The sequence below is a fragment of the Bacillus sp. EB V-12 genome (genome assembly GCF_056158125.1).
In genome coordinates this window covers 449,721-474,950 of the sequence record NZ_JBUXJL010000002.1, presented here as the reverse complement: position 1 = coordinate 474,950, position 25,230 = coordinate 449,721, and the positions used below count along the sequence as shown (strand labels likewise).

General features: G+C 36.4%; 30 protein-coding genes. 14 read left to right on the top strand and 16 right to left on the bottom strand.

The features are described from left to right. Positions 1 to 94: 94 nt before the first annotated feature. The 6 genes from ACZDYH_RS09040 (at position 95) to exsF (ending at position 5,306) form a co-directional block, all read left to right on the top strand. The gene (locus ACZDYH_RS09040) at positions 95 to 826 is read left to right on the top strand and encodes an alpha/beta hydrolase (RefSeq protein ID WP_000084013.1); all 732 of its coding nucleotides are present in this window, start codon (positions 95 to 97) and stop codon (positions 824 to 826) included. Between the two features lie 89 nt (positions 827 to 915). Then, the gene (locus ACZDYH_RS09035) at positions 916 to 1,434 is read left to right on the top strand and encodes a YjcG family protein (protein WP_000765863.1); all 519 of its coding nucleotides are present in this window, start codon (positions 916 to 918) and stop codon (positions 1,432 to 1,434) included. A 1-nt stretch (position 1,435) separates the two neighbouring features. After that, entirely contained in the window at positions 1,436 to 1,858 is a 423-nt protein-coding gene (locus ACZDYH_RS09030) for a GNAT family N-acetyltransferase (RefSeq protein ID WP_000543296.1), read from the top strand. 100 nt (positions 1,859 to 1,958) lie between these two features. Then, the gene (locus tag ACZDYH_RS09025; protein WP_434713776.1) at positions 1,959 to 4,025 is read left to right on the top strand and encodes an ATP-dependent helicase; all 2,067 of its coding nucleotides are present in this window, start codon (positions 1,959 to 1,961) and stop codon (positions 4,023 to 4,025) included. A gap of 142 nt (positions 4,026 to 4,167) precedes the next feature. Beyond that, complete coding sequence (gene cotY, locus ACZDYH_RS09020; RefSeq protein ID WP_001277719.1) at positions 4,168 to 4,635, top strand: spore coat protein CotY; 468 nt, start codon at positions 4,168 to 4,170, stop codon at positions 4,633 to 4,635. Positions 4,636 to 4,802: 167 nt separating this feature from the next. After that, the gene (gene exsF / locus ACZDYH_RS09015; RefSeq protein ID WP_000492939.1) at positions 4,803 to 5,306 is read left to right on the top strand and encodes an exosporium protein ExsF; all 504 of its coding nucleotides are present in this window, start codon (positions 4,803 to 4,805) and stop codon (positions 5,304 to 5,306) included. A gap of 75 nt (positions 5,307 to 5,381) precedes the next feature. Here exsF and ACZDYH_RS09010 read toward each other — a convergent pair whose 3' ends face one another. Beyond that, positions 5,382 to 5,567: a hypothetical protein gene (locus ACZDYH_RS09010; RefSeq protein WP_029948404.1), complete on the bottom strand. Its 186-nt coding sequence runs from the start codon at positions 5,565 to 5,567 to the stop codon at positions 5,382 to 5,384. 101 nt (positions 5,568 to 5,668) lie between these two features. Then, positions 5,669 to 6,028: a DUF1360 domain-containing protein gene (locus tag ACZDYH_RS09005; protein WP_000899662.1), complete on the bottom strand. Its 360-nt coding sequence runs from the start codon at positions 6,026 to 6,028 to the stop codon at positions 5,669 to 5,671. 125 nt (positions 6,029 to 6,153) lie between these two features. Between ACZDYH_RS09005 and exsY the strand changes: the two genes are divergently transcribed. Further along, a complete protein-coding gene (gene exsY / locus ACZDYH_RS09000) occupies positions 6,154 to 6,618 on the top strand; it encodes an exosporium assembly protein ExsY (protein ID WP_001277744.1) in 465 nt (154 codons plus the stop codon). Positions 6,619 to 6,666: 48 nt separating this feature from the next. Here the strand turns inward: exsY and ACZDYH_RS08995 are convergent, their stop codons facing one another. The 10 genes from ACZDYH_RS08995 to ACZDYH_RS08950 form a co-directional block, all read right to left on the bottom strand. Further along, positions 6,667 to 7,206, bottom strand: a complete 540-nt coding sequence (locus ACZDYH_RS08995) for a CotO family spore coat protein (protein WP_080348333.1) — start codon at positions 7,204 to 7,206, stop codon at positions 6,667 to 6,669. Positions 7,207 to 7,347: 141 nt separating this feature from the next. Beyond that, positions 7,348 to 8,118: an enoyl-ACP reductase FabI gene (gene fabI / locus ACZDYH_RS08990; RefSeq protein WP_000421886.1), complete on the bottom strand. Its 771-nt coding sequence runs from the start codon at positions 8,116 to 8,118 to the stop codon at positions 7,348 to 7,350. 108 nt (positions 8,119 to 8,226) lie between these two features. Beyond that, positions 8,227 to 9,081: a dTDP-4-dehydrorhamnose reductase gene (rfbD, locus tag ACZDYH_RS08985; protein WP_000664653.1), complete on the bottom strand. Its 855-nt coding sequence runs from the start codon at positions 9,079 to 9,081 to the stop codon at positions 8,227 to 8,229. Between the two features lie 12 nt (positions 9,082 to 9,093). Then, positions 9,094 to 10,065 (bottom strand): dTDP-glucose 4,6-dehydratase, encoded by a 972-nt coding sequence (gene rfbB / locus ACZDYH_RS08980; RefSeq protein ID WP_474886200.1) that lies wholly within the window; start codon positions 10,063 to 10,065, stop codon positions 9,094 to 9,096. A 15-nt stretch (positions 10,066 to 10,080) separates the two neighbouring features. Then, complete coding sequence (rfbC, locus tag ACZDYH_RS08975; protein ID WP_434713769.1) at positions 10,081 to 10,626, bottom strand: dTDP-4-dehydrorhamnose 3,5-epimerase; 546 nt, start codon at positions 10,624 to 10,626, stop codon at positions 10,081 to 10,083. Positions 10,627 to 10,634: 8 nt separating this feature from the next. Next, on the bottom strand, positions 10,635 to 11,372 hold the full coding sequence (locus ACZDYH_RS08970) for a sugar phosphate nucleotidyltransferase (protein WP_000676157.1): 738 nt from the start codon (positions 11,370 to 11,372) through the stop codon (positions 10,635 to 10,637). 14 nt (positions 11,373 to 11,386) lie between these two features. Continuing rightward, a complete protein-coding gene (locus tag ACZDYH_RS08965) occupies positions 11,387 to 12,067 on the bottom strand; it encodes a glycosyltransferase family protein (protein ID WP_000651528.1) in 681 nt (226 codons plus the stop codon). A gap of 14 nt (positions 12,068 to 12,081) precedes the next feature. Continuing rightward, entirely contained in the window at positions 12,082 to 12,768 is a 687-nt protein-coding gene (locus ACZDYH_RS08960; protein ID WP_434713767.1) for a glycosyltransferase family protein, read from the bottom strand. Then, entirely contained in the window at positions 12,765 to 13,454 is a 690-nt protein-coding gene (locus ACZDYH_RS08955) for a class I SAM-dependent methyltransferase (protein ID WP_434713765.1), read from the bottom strand. Before ACZDYH_RS08955 ends, ACZDYH_RS08960 begins: the two co-directional genes overlap by 4 nt. 211 nt (positions 13,455 to 13,665) lie before the next feature. Next, entirely contained in the window at positions 13,666 to 14,763 is a 1,098-nt protein-coding gene (locus ACZDYH_RS08950; RefSeq protein ID WP_000932915.1) for a glycosyltransferase, read from the bottom strand. A gap of 165 nt (positions 14,764 to 14,928) precedes the next feature. On the opposite strand from ACZDYH_RS08950, the gene ACZDYH_RS08945 reads away from it, so the two are divergent. The 7 genes from ACZDYH_RS08945 (at position 14,929) to ACZDYH_RS08915 (ending at position 22,401) form a co-directional block, all read left to right on the top strand. Continuing rightward, positions 14,929 to 15,816: a BclA C-terminal domain-containing protein gene (locus ACZDYH_RS08945; protein ID WP_000069728.1), complete on the top strand. Its 888-nt coding sequence runs from the start codon at positions 14,929 to 14,931 to the stop codon at positions 15,814 to 15,816. A gap of 122 nt (positions 15,817 to 15,938) precedes the next feature. Continuing rightward, positions 15,939 to 16,784, top strand: a complete 846-nt coding sequence (locus ACZDYH_RS08940) for a TylF/MycF family methyltransferase (RefSeq protein WP_000444386.1) — start codon at positions 15,939 to 15,941, stop codon at positions 16,782 to 16,784. Between the two features lie 183 nt (positions 16,785 to 16,967). Next, positions 16,968 to 17,720 (top strand): class I SAM-dependent methyltransferase, encoded by a 753-nt coding sequence (locus ACZDYH_RS08935; RefSeq protein WP_001289841.1) that lies wholly within the window; start codon positions 16,968 to 16,970, stop codon positions 17,718 to 17,720. A gap of 13 nt (positions 17,721 to 17,733) precedes the next feature. Further along, positions 17,734 to 18,660 (top strand): glycosyltransferase family 2 protein, encoded by a 927-nt coding sequence (locus tag ACZDYH_RS08930; RefSeq protein WP_012593172.1) that lies wholly within the window; start codon positions 17,734 to 17,736, stop codon positions 18,658 to 18,660. 238 nt (positions 18,661 to 18,898) lie between these two features. Further along, entirely contained in the window at positions 18,899 to 20,059 is a 1,161-nt protein-coding gene (locus tag ACZDYH_RS08925) for an FtsW/RodA/SpoVE family cell cycle protein (protein ID WP_000654702.1), read from the top strand. A gap of 76 nt (positions 20,060 to 20,135) precedes the next feature. Next, complete coding sequence (gene prpE / locus ACZDYH_RS08920) at positions 20,136 to 20,876, top strand: bis(5'-nucleosyl)-tetraphosphatase PrpE (RefSeq protein ID WP_474886196.1); 741 nt, start codon at positions 20,136 to 20,138, stop codon at positions 20,874 to 20,876. 136 nt (positions 20,877 to 21,012) lie between these two features. Continuing rightward, complete coding sequence (locus ACZDYH_RS08915; protein WP_434713761.1) at positions 21,013 to 22,401, top strand: peptidase G2 autoproteolytic cleavage domain-containing protein; 1,389 nt, start codon at positions 21,013 to 21,015, stop codon at positions 22,399 to 22,401. Between the two features lie 49 nt (positions 22,402 to 22,450). On the opposite strand, the gene ACZDYH_RS08910 is transcribed toward ACZDYH_RS08915, so the two are convergent. From ACZDYH_RS08910 to ACZDYH_RS08895, 4 genes are read right to left on the bottom strand one after another with little or no spacing between them, the layout of a single operon-like run. Continuing rightward, positions 22,451 to 23,344, bottom strand: a complete 894-nt coding sequence (locus tag ACZDYH_RS08910) for an RluA family pseudouridine synthase (protein WP_001079136.1) — start codon at positions 23,342 to 23,344, stop codon at positions 22,451 to 22,453. A 14-nt stretch (positions 23,345 to 23,358) separates the two neighbouring features. After that, positions 23,359 to 24,156 carry an NAD kinase gene (locus ACZDYH_RS08905; RefSeq protein WP_000673190.1) on the bottom strand — a complete coding sequence of 266 codons (798 nt, stop codon included), beginning with the start codon at positions 24,154 to 24,156 and terminating at the stop codon, positions 23,359 to 23,361. A gap of 18 nt (positions 24,157 to 24,174) precedes the next feature. Then, positions 24,175 to 24,813 carry a GTP diphosphokinase gene (gene yjbM / locus ACZDYH_RS08900; protein ID WP_001081482.1) on the bottom strand — a complete coding sequence of 213 codons (639 nt, stop codon included), beginning with the start codon at positions 24,811 to 24,813 and terminating at the stop codon, positions 24,175 to 24,177. Positions 24,814 to 24,843: 30 nt separating this feature from the next. Beyond that, positions 24,844 to 25,215: a UPF0738 family protein gene (locus tag ACZDYH_RS08895; RefSeq protein ID WP_048564983.1), complete on the bottom strand. Its 372-nt coding sequence runs from the start codon at positions 25,213 to 25,215 to the stop codon at positions 24,844 to 24,846. Between the last annotated feature and the right edge of the window lie 15 nt (positions 25,216 to 25,230).

Below are 25,230 nucleotides of genomic sequence, written 5' to 3'. Positions count from 1 at the left end.
AATTAAGGCACCAATTAGTGAATATTTCTTTCCTTTTCACTACAAGCGTCGCTCTTACAATCGTTACAGTAAATTTTTATTTAGGGGGATCTACATGAGTCAAACAATAGGGAGAATTGAAGAAATTTCATTTTATAGCGCATCACTTCAAGAAGATGTTACACTTCTCGTTTATTTACCAGTAAATTACACACCACTGCACAAACATACAGTTGTAATTGCACAAGATGGTAGAGATTATTTTCAGCTCGGTAAAGCGCACCGTGTAATTGAGCGCCTTCGTGAAACCGAAGAAATTGACCGTACAATTATTGTCGGTATTCCATATAAAAATGTACATGATCGTAAAGAAAAATATTTCCCAAATGAAGTGAAAAATGCTGCATATATTCGTTTCCTTGCTCATGAACTTGCACCATATATTGATGAAAATTATCCAACGTATCAAATGGGAAAAGGTCGTGTTTTAATTGGTGATTCTCTTGGCGGAACAGTTTCCTTTATGACTGCACTTATGTATCCGCATACATTCGGTAAAGTCGTTATGCAATCACCATTTGTGGATGAGACAGTGATGAACTTAGCAAAAGAATTCAAAGATCCACAGGCGTTAGAACTGTATCACGTCATCGGTACAGAAGAAACGGCTGTAAAGCGTACTGATGGACAAGTATCTGATTTCGTAGGGCCGAACCGTGAGTTAAATACGCTTCTTACAGATAGAAACTTCATCACGCATTACGAGGAATTTGAAGGCAATCATACTTGGAAATATTGGCAGACTGATTTACCGAAAGCCTTCTCTCATATTCTATCAATGAAATAATAGAGAGCAGTATTCAGAATAATTTGATATAATAGATAAAGAGATTTATCTCAAAATCTAACTAGACTTACAAAGGGAGGAATTGGAACATGAAATTAGGCATTGTAATTTTTCCATCTAAAATGATTCAAGATAAAGCGAACGGATTGCGTAAACGTTATGACCCGCACTACGCATTAGTTCCGCCACATATTACATTGAAAACACCCTTTGAGGCGCAAGATGAACAATTAGAGTCGATTGTAAACGAGTTACATACAATCGCAAGTAAAACGAACCCTTTCACCCTTCATGTTGGGAAAGTTGGTTCTTTCGCACCTGTTAATAACGTCCTTTACTTTAAAGTAGAAAAAACACCTGAACTTACTTTCTTAAATGAAGAAATGCATAGCGGGTTATTCACGCAAGAACGCGAATATGCTTTCGTACCTCATTTAACAATCGGACAAGGCTTATCAGATGCAGAGCATGCTGATGTGTTGGGCCGATTACGTATGAAAGATTTCTATTACGAACAACCAATTGATCGTTTCCATCTTCTATATCAATTAGAAAATGGAACATGGACTGTACACGAAACATTCCGTCTTGGAAAGGGGAACAACTAATTTGCACGCACAGATTGTACAAACGGACGAACAACTAAGAGATGCATTCTCTGTACGTAAACAAGTGTTTGTAAATGAACAACGTGTCTCTGCTGAAGAAGAGTACGATGAGTTTGAAGAAACTTCAACACACGTTGTTATATATGACAATGATGTTCCAGTTGGTGCTGGACGTTTTCGCATCCTTGATGGTATAGGAAAAATGGAACGCATTTGCGTGCTAAATTCCCATCGCAAAAAAGGGATTGGAAAAATTGTTATGGATTCTCTTGAAGCGTATGCAAAAGAAAATTCGCTACCAAAATTGAAACTTCACGCTCAAACACATGCTGAAGATTTCTATAAAAAACTTGGATATGTAACAAGTTCTGATGTATTTATGGAAGCAAATATCCCGCACGTCGTAATGATAAAAAAATTGTAATTTGAAAACAGGAGGTGACCCCTCCTGTTTTTTTACATTGCTATTTTCTTTTTCTTCCGCTAAAGTTAAATGTTGATGCTATAGTTTTGAAGGTGAACATATGACACAAGAAAAATTTTCACAAAAATCGTTAACACACGCTGATATTCCGCGTGCGACATATCATATTCCGAAAACATCTACCCATTTAATTATGGAAGAAGATGTAGACGCGGCTTATTTCCGCGCTCTTGAACAACAAAATGTTTTTTTAAACGAAAAACAATTAGAAGCCGTGCGCACAACAGAAGGTCCTGTTCTTACACTAGCTGGTGCTGGAAGCGGGAAAACATCGGTTTTAACAACTCGCGTTGGTTATTTAGTAAATGTAAAACAAGTTCATCCACGAAATATTTTATTACTTACATTTACACAAAAAGCAGCTGAAGAAATCCGAAGTCGTGTTGCGAAGTTACCAGGTATGAATCATGCAGCAAGTAGCTACGTTGTTGCTGGTACATTCCACTCTGTTTTCTTAAAATTACTTCGTAGTCAAGGTTATAATCAGCAAATTTTAGCAAATGAAAAACATAAACAAATTATGATAAAGAAAATCTTAAAAGAATTGCGTTTAAAAGACGATTATGATGCGGAAACGATGCTCGCGATGATTTCACTTGAGAAAAACAAATTAAATCGTCCGAAAGATGTAAAAGCGAAAACACCAGTCGAACAAGAATTTAAAGAAGTATACGAACGTTTTGAAGAGGTAAAACAAAGATACAATTATATTGATTTCGATGACATCTTATTGGAAACATATTATATGTTAGAAAATAATGCTCCTTTACTAACTCAATTACAACAACGGTTTCACTACATTGAAGTCGATGAGTTTCAAGATACATCCTATGCACAATATGAAATCGTAAAATTGTTAGCCACGCCAAGAAATAATTTGTTCATCGCAGGTGATGATGATCAAGCAATTTATGGTTGGCGAGGGGCAAGTCACCAAATTATTTTATCTTTTCCAAAAGAATTTGATAACACAACAATCATTGCACTAAATACGAATTATCGATCCAATCCCTTTATCGTCGGGCTTGGAAATGAAGTTATAAAATTAAATCAAGAACGTTTTGATAAAGAGCTATACTCTGTTCGTGAGGAAGGTGTACAACCTTTTTATGCAAGACCTGCTACGACTCTTGACGAAGCAAATCAAATTTTGCAGCTTATTCAAGAAAAAGTAGAGAGTGGTGAACGTAACTTTAAAGATTTTTGTTTACTGTATCGTACACATTCTGTAAGTCGTTCGTTACTTGATCAGCTTACCATTCATAAAATCCCGTTTATTAAACACGGGGCGAGCCAATCATTTTATGAACATTCTTTAATCAAGCCTGTATTAGATCATTTAAGACTCGTGATTGAGCCGTTTCGACTAGAATCACTTTCAAACATATTGCCGACGATGTATATCGGACGTGATGATTGTATTTCATTTATTGAACGTGAACAATGGAAATATGGTGAGGGACGCTTCCCTTCTCTTCTTCATTTCTTACTATTAAATCCAAGCTTAAAACCTTTTCAAGTGAAAAAGGTAAATGAGCGCATCGATTTTATTAAGTTTATTAAAGAATTAGAACCGAAAAAAGCATTAAAAGAAATCATTTATGGTAAAGGAAAATATTTAGAGTACTTACAAAATAACGATCGTTCTTCCTTTACGATGCATAAAGACATACAAGAAGAAATGTTGGAAGAATTAATGGAGTCTGCAACTCGTTTCACCGATATTCCAGCTTATTTACAATTTATCGACGAGGCGATTCAAGGTCAAAAAGAAATGGAAGCATTAAAAACAATGCCGCAAAAAGATGCCGTTTCACTTATGTCAATCCATAACGCAAAAGGCCTTGAATTTCCATGTGTCTTTTTACTTGGAGCAAGTGATGGAATCCTGCCTCATACTTCTTCTTTAAAAGATGCAAATGATCGTGTTACGGAAACTTCTGAAGCGTTAGAAGAAGAACGCCGATTACTGTATGTCGCCATTACACGTGCGAAAGAAGAACTTTATATTTCTTCTCCGCAATTTTTCAGAGGAAAGAAATTAGATATATCTCGTTTTTTATATACTGTGCGAAAAGATTTACCTGAAAAGACATCCACTAAATAAGGATGTCTTTTTTTATATCACGTTATGTACATCCCTCCTATATAAATTCCTTGTTTTTATCGTGAGAATTAACGTAATATCAGCCATATTCCACTCATATTGTAATAGTGTATGTCAGAACTCACGAGAAGGAGTGAACATAATGAGCTGCAATTGTAATGAAGATCATCAACATGAGTGTGATTTCAACTGTGTATCGAATGTTGTTCGTTTTATACATGAACTACAAGAATGTGCAACGACAACATGTGGATCTGGTTGCGAAGTTCCATTTTTAGGTGCACATAACAATGCATCAGTAGCGAATACACGTCCTTTTATTTTATACACAAAAACTGGAGAACCTTTTGAAGCATTTGCACCATCTTCAAGCCTTACTAGCTGCAGATCTCCCATTTTCCGCGTAGAAAGTATAGATGATGATGACTGTGCTGTATTGCGTGTATTAACTGTAGTTTTAGGTGATGGTACCGCTGTACCACCTGGTGACGACCCAATCTGTACGTTTTTAGCTGTACCAAATGCAAGACTAATATCAACCTCCACTTGCATTACTGTTGATTTAAGTTGCTTCTGCGCTATTCAATGCTTACGCGATGTTTCTATTTAAAACTAAATAATGAGTTAAGCATGGATTGGGTGGCAGATAATTCTGCCACCCAATCCATGCTTAAAGAGTATTCTTATGTAAATTTCTTAAAATTGGGAACTTGTCTAGAACATAGAACCTGTCCTTTTCATTAACTGAAAGTAGAAACAGATAAAGGAGTGAAAAACATGTTCTCTTCTGATTGCGAATTTACTAAAATCGATTGCGAGGCGAAGCCAGCTAGTACACTACCTGCCTTTGGTTTTGCTTTCAACGCGTCTGCACCTCAGTTTGCTTCACTATTTACACCACTATTATTACCTAGCGTAAGTCCAAACCCAAATATTACTGTTCCTGTAATAAATGATACAGTAAGTGTCGGAGATGGCATTCGAATTCTACGAGCTGGTATTTATCAAATCAGTTATACATTAACAATTAGTCTTGATAACTCACCTGTTGCACCAGAAGCTGGTCGTTTCTTCTTATCATTAAATACACCAGCTAACATTATTCCTGGATCAGGTACAGCAGTTCGTTCTAACGTTATTGGTACTGGTGAAGTAGACGTATCCAGCGGTGTTATTCTTATTAACTTAAATCCTGGTGACTTAATTCAAATTGTGCCAGTTCAGTTAATTGGAACTGTAGACATTCGTGCTGCAGCATTAACAGTTGCACAAATTAGCTAGTAAAAAGCGGTATTTCTAATACAGAAATACCGCTTTTTATATATAATAAAAAACACTCACAGTAGCATGAGTGTTTCATTCTTCATATTGTTTTATTGTGTTCTTCTTTTTCCCACAATTGCATCCCTTTTTCTTCACAAATCCTTGTTGTTGTAATTGTTCTTGATATGCCTGTTGTTGTGCTTGGTGTTGTTGCTGTATATGATACCACTGCTGCAGGTCATATGAATTTTGCCTTGGATTATTGCTCACAGCAAACATCTCCTCTACTGTCAATTCTGTCTATTTACTATATGAACAACTCTTTATTTCCGTTCCCTCATTCTTTTAAACTCCGCTTTTTCTCGTATTATGAAAATATATTATTCTCCCATAAAATATCCTGTAATCGTTTCAATGATTGCTGCTGCTCCTGCAATAGCTAATAATGCAAGTAACGGTTCTGCAACGATAGGAATCCAATTATATAAGACTAATAAAAAAGCACTAACCCATACACCTGTACACCAATAACAGCTTAACAATTCGCCAATCCACTTTCTTAATCCTTTACCTTTCACTTTTGTAAACGTTGATACACTTCCATCCGGCTCCGTAATCTCTAATTCATCAATAAATGGTCTTCGCAAAAAGGCTGTAATTTTATCATAAACAATTAAACGAGTGAGCCTAAAAGCAGCTAACGCAAAAATAAAAAATAAAAGCCAGCTTGTAAACAGCATGATTCCACCTTCCCTTATCCTCTTTCGCCTATTTAAAAAAAAAGGTCTTGAGATTGTGACCAAATCTCCTCGACTCCAATATCTTATTAATGTAAATACAAACAAGAAGATAAGGAGTGACATTAATGAGTTGTAACGAAAATAAACACCATGGCTCTTCTCATTGTGTAGTTGACGTTGTAAAATTCATCAATGAATTACAAGATTGTTCTACAACAACATGTGGATCTGGTTGTGAAATCCCATTCTTAGGTGCACACAATACTGCATCAGTAGCTAATACACGCCCTTTTATTTTATACACAAAAACTGGAGAACCTTTTGAAGCATTTGCACCATCATCAAGCCTTACTAGCTGCCGTTCTCCAATTTTCCGTGTGGAAAGTGTAGATGACGATAGCTGTGCTGTACTACGTGTATTAACTGTAGTTTTAGGTGACAGTTCTCCGGTACCACCTGGTGACGATCCAATTTGTACGTTTTTAGCTGTACCAAATGCAAGATTAATATCTACAACTACTTGCATTACTGTTGATTTAAGCTGTTTCTGTGCGATTCAATGCTTACGCGACGTTTCTATCGTAAAGTAAACTAAAAAACTATTGGGGTGGTAGAAGCTTTCTACCACCTTTACATATTTAAAAACCGGCCATACTAATCGATTGGATATCATCTATAGACAGCCTAATATCTCTCATACTATTTTGCGGCATAATAGATACAATGCCATTTCGATACGATATGATCGATCCAACATATGAGACTGTAGCTGTTTTTATTCTGCACCTTACTTTCGGAATGTAATGAGGGCGGTTTAGTAAAAAATGAATTTTTTCATCATTATTCATATCCTTAAATGATTTATTATACGGGACAGTTCTTACTGGTTCTGGTTCTTGCTCTTCTTGTTCTGCGTGTTCTTCTTTTTCTTCTATTTTTTCTTCCACTTGCTGCTCTTCTTGTTGTTCTTGTTCTATTACCTCTTCCACAGCACTACTTACAATATTTTCTTGTCTATTACTTTTCTCTTTTTGATCTTCATTTTCAAAGTTTGTCAGAATAATCCTTTTTATTTTCGGTGCAGCAAGTTCTAAACTTACTTGCGTGATATATAACAACGGTTTTCCAACTGTTGAACTTTTATTTTTATTCTTCACACTCGTCCCTCCCACTTCCATACGTAGCTAAATAAATCGTGTACTATTATAGTTATATTCATCACGTGGTAAGAACTTTCGTTAAAAATCGTTCTTTCTCAGAACAAATAAAAAGGACAATCTCAGCATTTAGAGATTGTCCTTTAAAAATTAATATTATATTTATCCTAGGATATGATACCCTGAATCAACATGAATGTTTTCTCCTGTTACACCGCGTGCTAAATCACTGAATAGGAATACTGCTGTATCGCCAACTTCTTCTTGCGTTGTTGTACGACGAAGTGGTGCGCGCTCCTCAATTTCTCTTAAGATTGAGTTGAAATCGCCTACACCTTTTGCAGATAACGTACGAATTGGTCCTGCAGAAATAGCGTTAACACGAATACCGTGTTGACCTAAATCGTTCGCTAAATATTTCACGCTCGCTTCTAATGAAGCTTTCGCAACACCCATAACGTTATAATTTTTCACAACGCGCTCGCCGCCAAGGTATGTTAACGTTAAAATATTTCCGCCTTCTGTCATTACTTTTTTTGCTTCTCTTGCTACAGCTGTTAAAGAGAATGCACTAATATTTTGTGCAAGTAAAAATCCATCGCGAGAAGTATCTACAAATTCACCTTTTAAGTCATCGCGATTTGCAAAAGCAATACAATGTGCTACACCGTGAATAGTACCTACTTCTTGTTTAATTGTTTCAAAGCAAGCTGTAAGTTCCTCATCATTCGTTACATCACAAGGTAATACAAGTGATTCTTGTCCTTCTAATGTGTCCGCTAATTCACGAACGTTTCTTTCTAAACGTTCTCCTGCATATGTGAATATTAATTTTGCACCTGCATTATGCAAAGAGCGAGCTATTCCCCATGCAATACTTCTTTGGTTCGCAACGCCCATAACAACAAATGTTTTCCCTTGTAATAGTTCCATGATATATCCTCCCAGAAATACTTATACTTGTTATTAGTACCTGATACTATAATTATAGTACCATAAAACCGCTTAAAGGCAAACAAAAAAGTCATTAACAGAAATTTGTTAATGACTTTTGGTTTCTATAAAAAACCGCTCTAATCCTTCTTCCCAAGACGGCATTTGTGAAAAACCATTTAATCTTAGCATGTTATGTTGAAAAATAGAATATTTGGGCCTCGCAGCCGCAGCCCCGAATTCTTCCGTTGAAACAGGTAATACATTCACTTTCATATTGGCGTACGAAAATATCTTTTGTGCAAATTCAAACCAAGAGCATGAGCCTCTGTTTGATACGTGGTATGTACCGTATAAAGAAGTATGAATGAGCTTATTAATAACCATATTCAAATCCGCCACATACGTAGGAGAGCCAACTTGATCCGCTACAACAGATATTTCATCTCTTTCTTTTCCTAATCGCATCATCGTTTTCACGAAATTATTCCCATATTTACCATATAGCCACGATGTGCGAACGATAAAATATTTATTATGTAACTCTTTGACGAACTGCTCCCCCGCATACTTAGAGGCCCCATATATATTTATCGGCGCTGGACTATGAAATTCGTCGTATCCATCTGGTCTGGCGCCTTGAAATACATAATCAGTACTAATATAAACTAGCTTCGCCCCTACTAATTGTGAAGCAACCGCTACATTTCGAGCTCCGATTGCATTTATTCTATATGCAAGATCCTGTTCTTTCTCCGCATGATCTACTTTCGTATAGGCAGCACAATGAATAATTATATGTGGTTTTATTTCTTGTACCACTTGTTGTATTCGGGATATATTTGTCACATCTAATAACTTTTTATCAAATGGATATATATCATATTCTTCAGAGTCTAACTCTTCAAATAGTTGCTTTCCTAATTGACCGTTTGCTCCTGTTATGATAACCCTCTCTTTCATTTAACATGCCCCTTACTGGTCTTTTAGTGGTTTCCACCATTCCTTATTCTTTTCATACCATTTCACCGTCTCTTGTAATCCTTGTTCAAACGTATATTTCGGTTCCCAATCAAATTCATTCTTCATTTTCTCTGCATCAATCGCATAACGACGATCGTGCCCTAAACGATCTGTAACATATTCAATGTCTTTTTTTGTTTTTCCTAAAAGAGTAATAATTTGTTCCACAACTTCTACATTTGTTTTTTCATTATTTCCACCTATATTATATACTTCTCCTACACGTCCCTTATGCAAAACAACGTCAATCGCACTGCAATGATCCATTACATGTAACCAATCTCTTACATTTAAACCATCACCATATAACGGTAGGTTTTTTCCTTCCAGTGCATTCGTAACCATTAACGGAATTAATTTTTCGGGATACTGGTACGGCCCATAATTGTTAGAACAACGCGTTACTATAACCGGTAATTGATATGTTTTATAGTAAGATAGAGCTATCATGTCCGCGCTCGCCTTACTTGAAGAATATGGACTATTTGGAGCTAACGGCGTTTTCTCTGTGAACTTCCCTGTTTTTCCTAAAGAGCCATACACTTCATCCGTTGATACTTGCACAAGTTTTATATGCGAATATTTTTTAACTAGTTCTAATAAAGTGACCGTCCCAATTACATTTGTATCATAAAAAGGAATCGGATTTTCAATACTACGGTCCACATGTGATTCAGCTGCAAAATTTACAATCACTTGTACATCCCGCTCTTTTATAACGTGTTCTAATAGCTCTCCATTTTGAATTTCTCCCTTTACAAAAGAGTAATTCGGGTGATCCTGAAGAGATTTTACGTTATTTAAATTCCCGCTATATGTTAATGCATCGTAATTAATAATTTTATATGTTTCATAACTTTGTAGCATGTAATGAACGAAATTACTTCCAATAAATCCAGCCCCACCTGTTACTAATATATTCATAAACAACGCTCCTACTTAAAAACTATCTTCATATTCCTCTAATAATGGTAATATCTGATCCTTATCGGACAATATAGGATCGGTTACTGGCCAAGGAATTGCTAAATTTTTATCTTCCCAAAGTAATCCTGAGTCATGCTCTGCGCTATAATATTCATCTACTTTATACATAACGATAGTATGCGGAACAAGCGTGCAAAATCCATGCGCAAACCCTTTTGGCACTAGTAATTGCCGATGGTTATCTGCACTTAAAATATATCCTTTCCATTGTTTAAATGTTGGTGATTTTTTTCGTAAATCAACGATAACATCATAAATTGCCCCTTGCATAACTTGAATGAGTTTCGTTTGTGCTTTCGGTTTTTTTTGAAAGTGTAGTCCCCGAATCGTTCCTGCCTTAGCCGAATAAGATACGTTATCCTGTACAAATGAATACGTTATCCCTAATGTTTCTAGCACCTGCTTATTATAACTCTCTGAAAAAAAGCCACGCTCGTCTCCAAACAACCTCGGTTCTAACAATTTTGCATCGGTAAAATTTGTTTCTACAACTTTCATATTCTCACCTATTCTCCGTTAAACTGTTTCCCAAAATTAATATCACGCGCTAACGTATTCGCCTTTTGAAGCGAAGCATGAGTTCCCGCATCAGTCCACCAGCCGTTCATTTCATTATAAGTAAGTACCCCTCGTTTTAAATACCAATTATTTATATCTGTAATTTCAAGTTCTCCCCGTGCAGAAGGTTTTAATTCTTTAATATAAGAAAAGACTTTCGAATCATACAAATAAATTCCCGTAACCGCATAAGAACTTTTCGGCTCTTTCGGCTTTTCTTCAATTTCAACTATTTTTCGGTTTTGAATATGTGCTACGCCAAATCTTTCGGGATCTTCTACAGATTGCAATAGCACTTTCGCACCTTCTTTTTGATTTGCAAACTCTTCAACATACGGAAGAATATCATCTGAAAAAATATTATCCCCTAATATAACTACCATACGATCATTCCCGACGAAATCTTCACAAAGCCCTAACGCCTGTGCGATCCCGCCCGCTTTATCTTGCACACGATACGTAAAGGACACTCCAAATTCATGACCACTCCCTAAAAAGCTAACAACATCCCCCATATGCTCTTTACCCGTAATAATCATAATATCTGTAATATCGCATTGTTTTAGCTTATATACCGCATGATAAATCATCGGATACCGACCAACAGGAAGTAAATGTTTATTCGTTACTTTCGTTATTGGATATAATCTCGATCCAGTACCACCTGCTAAAATAATTCCTTTCACTTTGCATCTCTCCTTTATGATGGAGATAATATATCTTTGTAATGTTCTACAAACACTTTCCGGTACTTCTCATATGTATCCGCATCAAACTCATCCCCGTTGTAATGAATACACCATAAATTTGCTTGATTTGGGATACCGATTAAATAACCAGCCCTTTGAAACTCTAAAGACTGTGACACATCATAAAAGTGAAACCCTTGAAACAAATCTTCTCGCCACGGAATATCATACTGCGTTGCCATGAATAAGCCATCAATTGCCTGAACTGACAAAAATGGTTGATTACCATAAAAAACCTGATCTAAATTTAATAATTGATAATTCCATCTTCTATACTCAATCACTTTCCCTACTAAATTTTTTCCTTCCCACCATATCCCGTTATTCGGTAAAAACTGAGCCCCAGCGACTCCTATTAAACCAAGCTTTTCATTTTCTTTAAAAAGAGATATAAGTGTAGAAAACATGTCTCGATTAATAAGATATGTATCTTGATGTATATACACTTTGTATTTCGCTGGATATGAAAGGGCTCGGTTGTATGCACTTGCCATACTTTGTGCATCTCGTATCGGAAAAATTTGCACGACATAACCTGGGGGAACAAAAATGTTTCTTATTTGGCTCTCACATTGTTTGAAAAGCTCCTCATTATTTACACAAACAACGACTAATATTGTATGATCTTTCATTTTTGTCCCCCCTTTTATTCTTCCTTATTTATATCTGACATATATTGTTCCACAAATATTTTCCGATACTTTTCATAGTTCGTCATATTCACATCAAAATGATAATGGATACACCAAGCATCGCGCTGTACAGGTACACCAACTGTATATCCTGCTTTCCTAAATTCAAATGATTGAGATACATCATAAAAATCAAATCCGTCAAATAAGTCTTCTCGCCACGGAACATCATATTGTGTCGCCATTAATAAACCATCAATACATTCTACAGGAATAAATGTTTTTGATTCATGATACGGTTGTTCTAAACTTGCCATATAAAACAAATCATTCATATAACCAATGACCTTTCCTACAATTCCACGCCCTTCGTTCCATACACCAGTCGGAGGAACATATTGCGCTCCAACCATCCCAATCATACCAAGGTGTTCATGTTCCTCAAATAATTGAAGTAATCCGTATAAAAAAGCCCTATTTATAATAAAAACATCTTGATGTAAATACACTTTATACTTCGCTGGATGCGAAATGGCTTGATTGTATCCACTCGTCATACTTTTCGCATTTCGAATCGGCATAAATTGTACAATATACCCTGGCGGTACTAACAATTGCAATATATGTCGAACGCAGTTTGCATACAATTTCCGATCATTTATACATGTAACAAATAATATTGTTTTGTCTGCAGCACTCATAATTGTGATTTTTCAGCTTCAATAATATACTGAAATACAACTGTCTCAGCCATGAAGCCACTTCCAAGACGATATTTTTTACAAATTCCATATAACTCCTCAATAAGCGGCTCATACATTTTATGATCAACATATACACGATCTACTTTACTAATTGAATATCCTGCTTTTAAAAACATTCTTAGCATTTCATTGAATGTAAAGAAACGAATATGTGTTTTATCTAATAAACCATATTCTGTATACGTCCAATTTCCAGCAAGCAAGGGAGCTAATACTGAAATATGAGCAACGTTTGGTATACTTGCTAAAATCACACCATTTTGCTTTATATATGGCTTAACCTTTTCAATCACAGCCCACGGATCAAATAAATGCTCTAATACATCCCCAAATAGGACGCAATCAAATTGCCCCTCCTCATAAGGAAGATCTATTTTTTCTACATCCCCTAAAATAACATGATCTAGTCTTTCCTTCGCTTTTTCTGCCGCCTCTGGAAATGCCTCAATTCCTGATACACGTGTACCGTTTTCTTTAATAGCTGCTCCCAATGCACCGCTCGAGCAACCAATATCAAGAACTTCTTTCCATTCCTTTTTTATATGCTTTAATAAATTCGGATTCGCTGCATTATAATAATGCTCGGATTTTTCTTCATATAAAGAACTTTTTTCGCGACTCATTTCACACACTCCTTATGCAAATTGAATTAGAAATATAAATCTCATATGAATTCTATAAAGTGCAGATTTTGTTCATCCCCCACTGATTATTAGCCCACAAATAGTAGTATAAAATCTTTTATTTATATTGGTTACGTTACTGATACTCTAATATATAACCAATCTATTAGAGTTAGAATAAAGATACATCATTTCTAAAAAACGAAACCTATTACACTTTATATGGTTTATCAAAAACCCCCCGAAAATATTTACGATTATATTCAATTGCAGCATTATTTGGAACATAAGAAGCTGCTAATTCATTGTAATAATACGCTTTATCCTGCTCCCCTAACCTGCTATAACAAATACACATTTGTAAATAGGGTAACCATGTGTAGCTAGCTGGACTATGGAAAGGACTCTCCGTTGCCATTGGTACTTCCGTTGCAAGTTTAAACCAAAATATCGCTTCATTATATTTTTCTTGTTCCATATATATATATCCTATTCTTGTACAATTCTCTCCTCTAGGGACGTCATACCGAAACGACTTCACACAAGATTCGATTGCCTTCTCCCACATTCCGAGCTTTGCATAGCAATCTCCTAACTTACCACATGCATAAATTTTCTCTTCATACCATCCTTCGTCTTGATTAAGAAATGTTTCATATAGAAGAACTGCATCATCATATTTTTGGTTATCCGTCGATTCATTTGCGTAATAAAATAAATCTCTCGGACTTAATTCTTCACCTGCCGCTACAGTATTTTGAAAAATTTTCAAATTACGATTTGTTACTTTTTTTTCTTTTTTATGTGTAATAGCAACATTACTACTAAAAACCTCACCAGAAATAGCTAAATACTCATGAACCTTTCCAAACCATTGAAATTGTTTTTCACGCTTTACAAGTCGATTTCTTTTTGTACAATATAAAGGTTTCCCGTTAGAATCCATTGCAAGATGATAAGGCATCGAAACAGCATCAATTTTAGGATCTAATTCACTTTTTAAAAGTTTCAATGCTTCTTGAGCATCTTCTAATAAGACGTCATCTGCATCTAGCCACAATATATACTCTTGCGTCGCTTTTGAAAAAGAAAAATTTCTTGCTGCTGCAAAATCATCAATCCACTGGAAATCATATATGTTAGAAGTGTATTTCTCTACGATTTCTTTCGTTCGATCGACGGAACCTGTATCAACTACTATAATTTCATCCACAATTTTTTCAACTGTTTCTAAACAACGGGCTATTGTCTCCTCCTCATCTCGAACAATCATACATAAACTAATTGTAATTCCTTGCTTGTTCAACATAATCACCCTCTTCCAAATCAATCATATGTTATACATATACTAAACTTTCCATTTTTTTAAATTGTTCAAGTAGTTTAAGATTTCTTTTCAATAATTCAAATGTCCGTGTCATTTTCTTTCGGTTTTGCATCTACTATATAATGAACGCTTTATGGAGGTGAATTTATGTCAAATAATAATTATTCAAATGGATTAAATCCCGATGAATCTTTATCTGCTAGTGCATTTGACCCTAATCTTGTAGGACCAACATTACCACCGATACCACCGTTTACCCTTCCGACTGGGCCGACCGGGCCGACTGGACCTACTGGACCTACGGGGCCGACTGTACCTACCGGGCCAACTGGACCTACTGGACCTACGGGGCCAACTGGACCTACTGGACCGACTGGTGGCACTGGGACTACTGGACCTACGGGGCCGACTGGTGACACTGGGGCTACTGGACCTACGGGGCCGACTGGTGACACTGGAGCTACTGGACCTACGGGGCCGACTGGTGACACTGGGGCTACTGGACCTACGGGGCCGACTGGTGACACTGGGGCTACTGGACCTACGGGGCCGACTGGTGACACTGGAGCTACTGGACCTACGGGGCCGACTGGGGCTACTGGACCGACTGGACCTACTGGACCATCCGGACTAGGACTTCCAGCAGGATTGTATGCATTTAACTCCGCTGGGATTTCTTTGGATATTGGACTTAATGCTCCAGTACCATTTAATACTGTTGGATCTCAGTTTGGTACAGCAATTTCTCAATTAGATCCTGATACTTTTGTAATTAGTCAAACTGGATTCTATAAAATTACCGTTATCGTATACACTGCAGCAGTAAGTCTATTAGGAGGACTTACAATCCAAGTAAATGGGGTATCTGTTCCAGGTACTGGGGCCACTTTAATCTCAGTTGGAGCACCTATCGTTGTTCAAGCAATTACGCAAATTACGACAACTCCATCATTAGTTGAAGTAATCGTTACAGGGCTTGGGCTATCATTAGCTGTTGGTACAAATGCATCTATTATTATTGAAAAAATCGCTTAATTTTTTACTTAGCAGTAAAACTGATATCAGTTTTACTGCTTTTTCAATTTCAAATTCAATCATGAAACATTCGCTATCTACATAATCATATTGTTGTATGACATTTTGCAGGAGGCACAAATATGGAAAGTAAATCTGCTGTTCAGCTTTATCTCGAATTGCTAAAGAAGACAATTTTATTTGAAATATGGTTAGAATATGAGGCATACTTACCCGCATCTCTACATATTTCGAAAGAACTAGAATTCGAGCCAGTTACAGTCCCCCTCCCTTTATTCATTAAGCAATATGCTGAAAACCATAACTTAAAAATTGTAAAACCAAATGTTTCAAAAAGTGAACGCCATGATGGAATGGATTGGCCAAGAGCAGCACATAGTATGATTGGTCGAGAACGTATGAACCAATTACAAGAGGCGATGGAAACCGTTGTTCGTGAAAATATAGAAGGTGATTTTATTGAAACAGGTGTATGGCGCGGAGGTTCATGCATTTTTATGAATGGTTTTTTACAAGCAAACAACATTACGAATCGTAATGTGTGGGTTGCAGATTCATTTGAAGGTTTGCCAGCACCGAATCTAGAACAATATCCAAAAGATTACGGTGATTATTTACACACATTCGATTACTTACGCGTCTCTTTAGAACAAGTACAAGAGAATTTCAAAAAATATGATTTACTAAATGATCAAGTGAAATTTTTAAAAGGCTGGTTTAAAGATACTTTACCAACAGCACCAATCGAAAAAATTGCAATTGCACGGCTTGATGGTGATATGTACGAATCCACAATGGATGGTCTCGTGAACTTATATGATAAAGTTTCTAAAGGTGGCTATATAATTATCGATGACTACGGGCTACCGCCATGCGCTGAGGCTGTGACAGACTTTAGAAACCAACGAAATTTAAAAGCCCCTATTACTAAAATTGATGTATTTGGCGTTTATTGGAGAAAAGAATAAAAAAGATTTAATCTATAGGAGATTCCATTTTCACTCATTCTTCTCTTACTTCTAATCCAATTAAGTATTCTTTTTCGGAATCTCCCTACATATAACAATTGTTTTCCTGTGTTCTCTCACTACAAATTGAAAATTTTATTAATAGATTTACTGCATCTTCTCATACAAGAAAGGGGTATACTCATGAGCGAAATTAACAAAGAAATGACTTTACTCCCCCCTCCTGAACTCGTCCAATATGTAGGTGGCGACTTCAAAAGAGTTGGAAAAGAGTTCCTAAAGCATTTTATTCAAATTGGCGCTTTAAAACCAAATGAAAAAGTATTAGATGTAGGCTGCGGCGTCGGCCGAATGGCTGTACCATTATTGAATTACTTAAATGATGATGGGGCGTATTATGGATTTGATTTGTTTAAAGATGGAATTGCTTGGTGTCAAAATAACATTTCAACTATGCGTAATAATTTTCACTTTGAACATGTTGACATATACAATCAATTCTATAATCCAGAAGGAAAAGAAGATGCCTCTCAATATCGTTTTCCCTATGAAGACGGGACATTCGATTTTATCTTTTTAACTTCTGTATTTACGCATCTTCTTCCAAAAGAATTAGAACATTACGTATCTGAAATTGTACGTGTATTAAAAAAAGACGGGAGATGTTTCATTACATTCTTTCTTATAAATCCTGAATCGTCCTATTATTTAAATGCAGGACAAAGTACATTAGGTTTTTATCATCGAATCGAAAATTGCTACGTTGTAAATAAAGATATTCCGAATTTCGCAGTTGCTTATCCTGAGACAGATATTTGCAATCTATTGAATAAGTACGGCCTAGAAATAATCAATAAGCCGCATTACGGTTTATGGTGCGGCAGACATGAATATACAAGTTACCAAGATATTGTTCTTACAAAAAAAAGCTTCTGAAAGGAAGTTATGTATGATGAATGAAAAAAATCTACCTCTCGTTTCCATCCTTATTCCTACTTATAATCGGCCTCATTATTTCAAAATTGCTCTAGAAAGTGCATTGGCACAAACTTATTCTAATATTGAAATTATCATTGGAGATGACAGCACAAATGATGAAACAGCAACTTTAATACGCGAACAATACTTACCAAATTATAAAAATATAACATACATTCGAAATACCCCTACTCTAGGACAATTTCACAATGACCTTATGCTCATAGAAAAATCAAATGGTGAGTATATAAATTTTTTAATGGACGATGACGTGTTTTATAAGCATAAAATACAAAAAATGATGACCTATTTTGAGCAAGATCCCAATAAAAATCTTGCTCTTGTTACTTCTTATCGAGTACGCATTGATGATCATGGAAATCTAATAGGTGATTCCCATCCAACACAAAGGTTATATAGTGAAGACACCCCATTAAACGGGATATTTTTAGGTAATTGGATGTTAAAGGGCGGACACAACATTATCGGTGAGCCTACAACTACTTTGTTCCGAAAGGAATTGCTCACTGAACCTTTTGGCACCCTTAAAGAGCGACAATATTCTTGTAGTGTTGATATGGCCTCATGGATTTCTTTACTTTCTAAAGGAAATGCAATATACATTTCTGAGCCTTTAAGTCAATTTCGCTACCATGCTGGACAACAAATACACAATAAGCTCCTTCAAGGTTGTGAAGATTTCACACACCTTGTTATAACAGCAAAAGAATATGGCTTTTTACAAAATACTACGGACTATAGAGCAGCTCTACTTAGTGCTTACCAATGGTGTAAAAGTTCCTTAAAATACTATCTTCATCAACTAGATATTTTTCCTGACGCACATGTACGTCTCTCCCATTGTTTGGATATAATTATTAAAGAGCTAAACAATTAAACTACTCTGCAAAATTAAAAGTGTATGGACTATATGTGAATCATTCGTATAGTTCATACATTCTTTCTCATACTATAAAGTGAAACTTTAATCAGCTCTCACCAATCGGGCTTTTACGGGCAGTTGATCCCCCACCTAACTTCTTCGCTTTCGCTGAATTTTGAGGTGGGGGTCTTACTGCCCATTAATGCGGGATAAAATCCATTACTATAAAGAGCAGTAGAAAGGAATACCTACATTGAAAGATCCAAATTCTCAATATCAAATAGACTACGTATTACTATTTATTTTATTTGCCATTGGGATTGTTAGTTGTTGTGCTATTGCAAGTGCGCAAGCCTCTTTACCGCCATTTTTACAAAACGTCAATTTTGTACTAAAGCAAATCCAATGGTACTTCATTGGATTTATAGCCATTGGTGTTATTATGATTATCGATTTCGATCGTTATCAAAAAATTGCTTGGTATTTGTATAGCTTTGCAATGGTACTACTTATTGGACTAGAACTTCAAGTACCAGGTGCCGTTACAATTAAAGGCGCTACCGCTTGGTACAGGCTCCCAGGCATTGGAAATTTTCAGCCTTCTGAAATTATGAAATTGTTTTTAATTATCGTCATTGGAAGAATTATAGCAAATCATAATGAGAAATATTTTTCCCAAACGATACATGACGATTTTTTACTACTTGGAAAAATATTTGCGACAAGCTTGCCACCACTACTACTTATTGCAAAAGAACCAGATTTAGGAAACACAATGGTCATTTCAGCGATGCTTGCAGCAATGATACTAGTTTCTGGCATCCGATGGCGTTTTATTTTTGGATTAGTTTCAGGTACTTTCGTTGCTGGATCTACATTAATATATATTTTTTTTACTCACACAGATTTCTTTAAAGCACACATTTTAAAAGAATATCAATTAAATCGCTTCTACGGATGGTTAGCACCTTACAAATATGATGCACAAGGCTATCAATTAAGACAAGCATTCTTAGCGACTGGATCCGGAGAAATGCAAGGAAAAGGGTGGGAAAATGGACAAGTATATTTTCCAGAACCACATACAGATTTTATTTTCACTAATGTCGCTGAACAATTTGGATTTCTAGGCGCAAGTGTCATTATTTCTCTTTTTTTCTTACTCATTTTTCGAATGATCCATATTGCTTTAGAAAGTAATGACCCTTTCGGTAGTTACATTTGCGCTGGTACAATCGGAATGTTTACTTTCCAAGTATTCCAAAATATCGGGATGACAATCGGATTACTTCCCATTACAGGGATAACATTACCTCTTATGAGTTACGGAGGAAGTTCACTGCTTACATACATGATTGCGATTGGATTCATTTTAAATGTTCGCTCAAGAACGAAAATCTTTATGTTTAAATGAACAACACAAAAATGCTATATTTTTATCTCTATCCTTTTTTAGATATACTAATGAAAAATACGATGGAGGTTTAAATATGAAATATGACATTATAGGAGATATTCATGGATGCTTCCAAGAGTTTCAAAATTTAACAGAGAAGCTAGGATATAACTGGAGTAGCGGTCTACCGGTTCACCCTGACCAACGTAAACTTGCATTCGTTGGCGATATTACAGACCGTGGTCCTCATTCATTACGTATGATTGAAATTGTATGGGAACTTGTCATACATAAAAAAGAAGCTTATTACGCTCCTGGAAATCACTGTAATAAACTATATCGATTTTTCCTTGGGCATAATGTAACAGTCGCTCACGGACTTGAAACAACTGTTGCTGAATATGAGGCACTTCCTTCTCATAAGCAAAACGTTATAAAAGAAAAGTTTATCACTCTTTATGAACAATCACCGCTCTACCACATACTAGATGAAAAAAGAGTAATCGTATGTCACGCTGGGATTCGGCAAGATTACATAGGAAGACGAGATAAAAAAGTACAAACCTTTGTATTATATGGCGATATTACAGGAGAAAAGCATGCCGATGGCTCACCTGTCCGTCGCGATTGGGCGCAAGAGTACAAGGGGCAAGCTTGGATTGTATATGGACATACACCAGTAGCAGAACCTCGATTCGTCAATCAGACAGTCAATATTGATACTGGTGCTGTATTTGGTGGCAAATTAACCGGATTACGTTATCCTGAAATGGAGACTATCTCTGTTCCTTCTTCTTTACCTTTTGTCGCTGAGAAATTCCGTCCAATTTCATAACTACCTTACTTAGCGAAAGATTACCGTATTATTTAGGCAGATCTCATATAAAACTAGATAAAGTAATTAAAAAAAGATGCAATAAAGTGCATCTTTTTTTAATTACACTACATATAATGTCGCAGGAGGTGACAGAATGAAGAAAAAATCTTCTAAACAAAAAAGAAAATTTCCCCCTTTATATCTGCCCATGTACGGAATTAACAACTGGTGTAGTATTCGGGCTGCAGCGATAGAAGAACTGGAAGAACAAGAGTCATCAAAAAAAAGCAAAGTAAAACCAACATATGTCTCTTTAGAAAATGCTGTGATGAGCCGCATAATCGATCGCAGAAAAATAAAGATGCAACAAAAAAATAAACAGCTCTCAAATCAAGATGAACAGGTAATACATTCTAATCAAACAGAAGAAAAGACGGAAGAAAATATTTCTGTAGCAATAAATAAAAAAGTGGAACCAGAAATTCCAGCTGCTATTATAAACAAAGTAAAAAAAATAAAAGAGGCATTGGCTTCATCGAATGATATACAAACTGAAAAACCACTCATAATTGAGACACCTACACCTGAAAATACAAAAGTTAAAAGGGGCGGCCGATATGCATATGCGGAAGGGCTTCACTCTCATGCGGAGGGCATGGCAGCACATGCGGAAGGCTTATTAACACACGCAAAAGGTTCTTTCTCTCATGCAGAGGGATCAAACTCAAAAGCAACCGGACATAGTTCCCATAGTGAGGGAAGTGAAACGACAGCAGGCGGAGCTTATTCTCATGCAGAGGGTAAACAGACGATTGCTTTAGGCGAAGCAGCACACGCAGAAGGAACCGCAACTATCGCTAACGGATCCTCTTCTCATGCGGAAGGTCATCATACATCAACAGCTCATTTTGCAGGTAGCCATATTATGGGGCGCTTCGGCACTGCAGAAGAAGCTTATTCTTGGTTTATTGCAAATGGTGTAAGCGACACCGACCATAATATCGGGGCTAAATGGCTTGCCCATAATGGAGAAATGTACATTGAGGGTGCGTCTTACAATGCAAGTGGAACGGATTTTGCACAAATGTTTGAAACCGAAGATCATAAACCTATTGATGTCGGTTATTTCGTTACATTTAGTAGCGAAGAAAAAATTCGGATAGCTACTTCACACGACTCGTTCATTTTAGGAATATCTAGTGCAACCCCTGCCCTTATAGGAAATAGCGGGGCTTTAAGTTGGGAAAAACGTTATAAAACAGATAACTTTGGAAAACGCCAATATGTATGGACGGAAACCGAAGAAATACAACCTCTTTTAAATACAGAATGGGATCCAACTCGCAAATATGTAGCAAGAAAAGATCGCGCCGAGTGGCTTCCTGTCGGATTAATTGGACAAATGTTAGTACGTGATGACGGCACTTGCGAAGCACATGAATTTTGCCTTCCAAATGACAATGGCATTGCTACAAAAGCCGAAAGTGGATTTTTCGTTATAAAGCGTACGGGTGAAAACCAAATTTTAATATTATTCCGCTAAGAAAAAAGGGAACAAAATTCTTTATAATATAAGAATTTTGTTCCCTTTTTTAAGTATGCCGCAACACTTCTTGCATATCGCTTGGAAGCTTTATAGTGAAAGACATCTCTTTCTCTAAAATAGGATGATAAAACGTCAAAGATTTACTATGAAGTGCTTGCCGTTTCATTTCATCCCTTCTCCCTCCATATAAGCTATCACCAAGTAATGGATGTCCTATATGAGCCATATGCACACGAATTTGATGCGTTCTTCCTGTCTCAAGCTCAAGCGCTACATGTGTCTTATGATATGTACTATCAATTACTTTAAAATGAGTAACTGCCCTTTGTCCATCCTCACAAACCGTTCGCTCAATAATGCTATCAGATTTTCGACCAATTGGTGCATCAATCATTCCTTCTCGTTCTACAATCTTTCCGTGAACAATTGCTTCATACGTTCGTTTCACAGCTTTTTGTTGATGCTGCTTCGATAAAAGATGATGCACGAAACGATTTTTTGCAATAAGCATAAGCCCCGAAGTATCACGATCTAAACGTGTTACGATGTGCACTGTACTTGCAAGATGCTGCTTATCATAATGAGATAACAGCGCATTGGCAACACTTCCTGCCGGATGTTCTCTAGACGGAATCGTTGACATATTCGCCTCTTTATTAATGATAAGAACCGCGTCATCTTCATATATAATGCATAAAGGAATATCTTCTGCCATCATCCCTTCACTTCTTTCCTCCACTGGAAAAAAGACACGTAATTCTTCACCAGCACGCAACTGATGACGAACACTCGCATGTTGACCATTTACTTCAATTGCTCCGCCATGAAACTTTATATCCGTTAAAGCGGCTTTAGAAATACCTTTCGTTTTCAAAAATTCCCTAACTAAAGTTCCCTCTTCAGCCGGCCCTATATCCCATTTCAATGTAAATCTGTTCAAATATATAACCCTTTCTATTTATCTGCAACAAACGAGTCACGAACTCGTTTCCAGAACGGGAATGGGCGGAAACGAACAAATCGTACTTTCTCGTTTGCGACGCGATACTGGATTGATTTCACATCTTGATGAACCATCGTTAAATGATCCACTGTAATTTGTAAGTTCATTCCTGCAGCTGGCTTTAACACACATGTATGATGCTTCGGCAATACGAGTGGCGATCCTACAGTACGAAATACACGATTGTTAATGGACGCCATTTCTGCAATTTGAATCGCTTCAATAGATGGGTGAATAATTGCTCCGCCAAGCGCTTTATTATACGCGGTACTTCCTGAAGGAGTAGAGATACAAAGGCCATCTCCGCGGAATGTTTCAAAATATTCTCCGCGTATTTCTACTTCTGTTACTAATGTACCTTCTGCACTTTTTACAGTCGCCTCATTCATCGCTAAATACTGTGACTCTTTACTTCCATTCACATAGCGAATAATAACTTCTAAAAGCGGATATTCCACCACTTGGAATGGTGTTTTCGCAATCGCAATTACTAATTTCTCTACTTCTGTCGGTAACCAATCTGCATAGAAACCTAGATGTCCTGTATGTACACCAACAAATGCTGTTTCATCCAATCGATTATAATAACGATGAAATGCATATAAAAGCGTTCCATCTCCCCCAACAGAAATTACAATATCGGGTTCCTTTTCATCCATTATAAATCCAAAATCTAGCAAGTACTCTTTCATCGTGCTTGCCAGTGTATCTGATGATTGATCTCCCTTTGACATAATTGTAAATTTCATCGCCCAACACCCTTTAGTTTATGATTCGGAATCTTTCGTTTCTTGCTTTCTTGAAAAAGCCTTTTGCGCTTCTTGAATTTCAAGACGAATAGAAGACATTTCTTCATCTAATAAAAACGCCGCTTCAGCTGCACGTTGCAATCGTATTTTAATATCTTCAGGAAAACGTCCACTATATTTATAATTTAAAGAATGCTCAATTGTTGCCCAAAAGTTCATTGCTAGCGTGCGTATTTGGATTTCTACCAATACTTTTTGTTCACCTTGAATCGTTTGAACAGGATAACTAATGACAACATGATAAGAACGATAACCGCTATCTTTCTTTTGCGTGACATAATCACGTTCTTCCACGATTTCAAAGTCATTTCGTTTTCGAAGATATTCTACAACAGGCTTAATCTCATCAACAAATTGACACATCATTCTAAGCCCAGCAATATCCTGCATATCTTCTCTCAATCGGTCTAGCGGTACATTTCTCTTCTCCGCTTTATCAATAATACTTGCAACCGACTTTACCCTTCCTGTTACAAACTCAATTGGAGAATGCTCTGTTAACATTGCAAATTGAGTACGCATTCCTTTTAGTTTCACTTTTAGCTCTGCCACCGCTTGGTGGTAAGGTGCTAAAAATTCTTCCCAATTTCGATTCATTTCAACCACCACCAAAATCAATCCATTTGCTTATAGAAATACTTTTTCTACAGCAGTTACTAATTCTTCTCCGTAATTTGCATTACCTTCAATATTTTCAACTAAATATTCTACTTCTTCTTTTAATCCTTCTAATTCCATTTCAATGTCATTCACGCGAACGAACATAACCACATCGTTATTCATCGCTTCATGCATTGCTTCCCAGCATGTGTGCGGAATACTTACATAAATGAAAGATGATTCATTTTCTAAGATATATAAAAATGATAAATTGTCTGAGTCTACAAGTACGTGATTACGCGTACTTAACTCCTTTACCTCTATTTCACTATTTTCCGCACAAAAAATAAGAGCATTCTCTCTCTTTTCTACGCTCTTAACTTGGATTTTATTTTGCATGCTCTAACTCCTCCA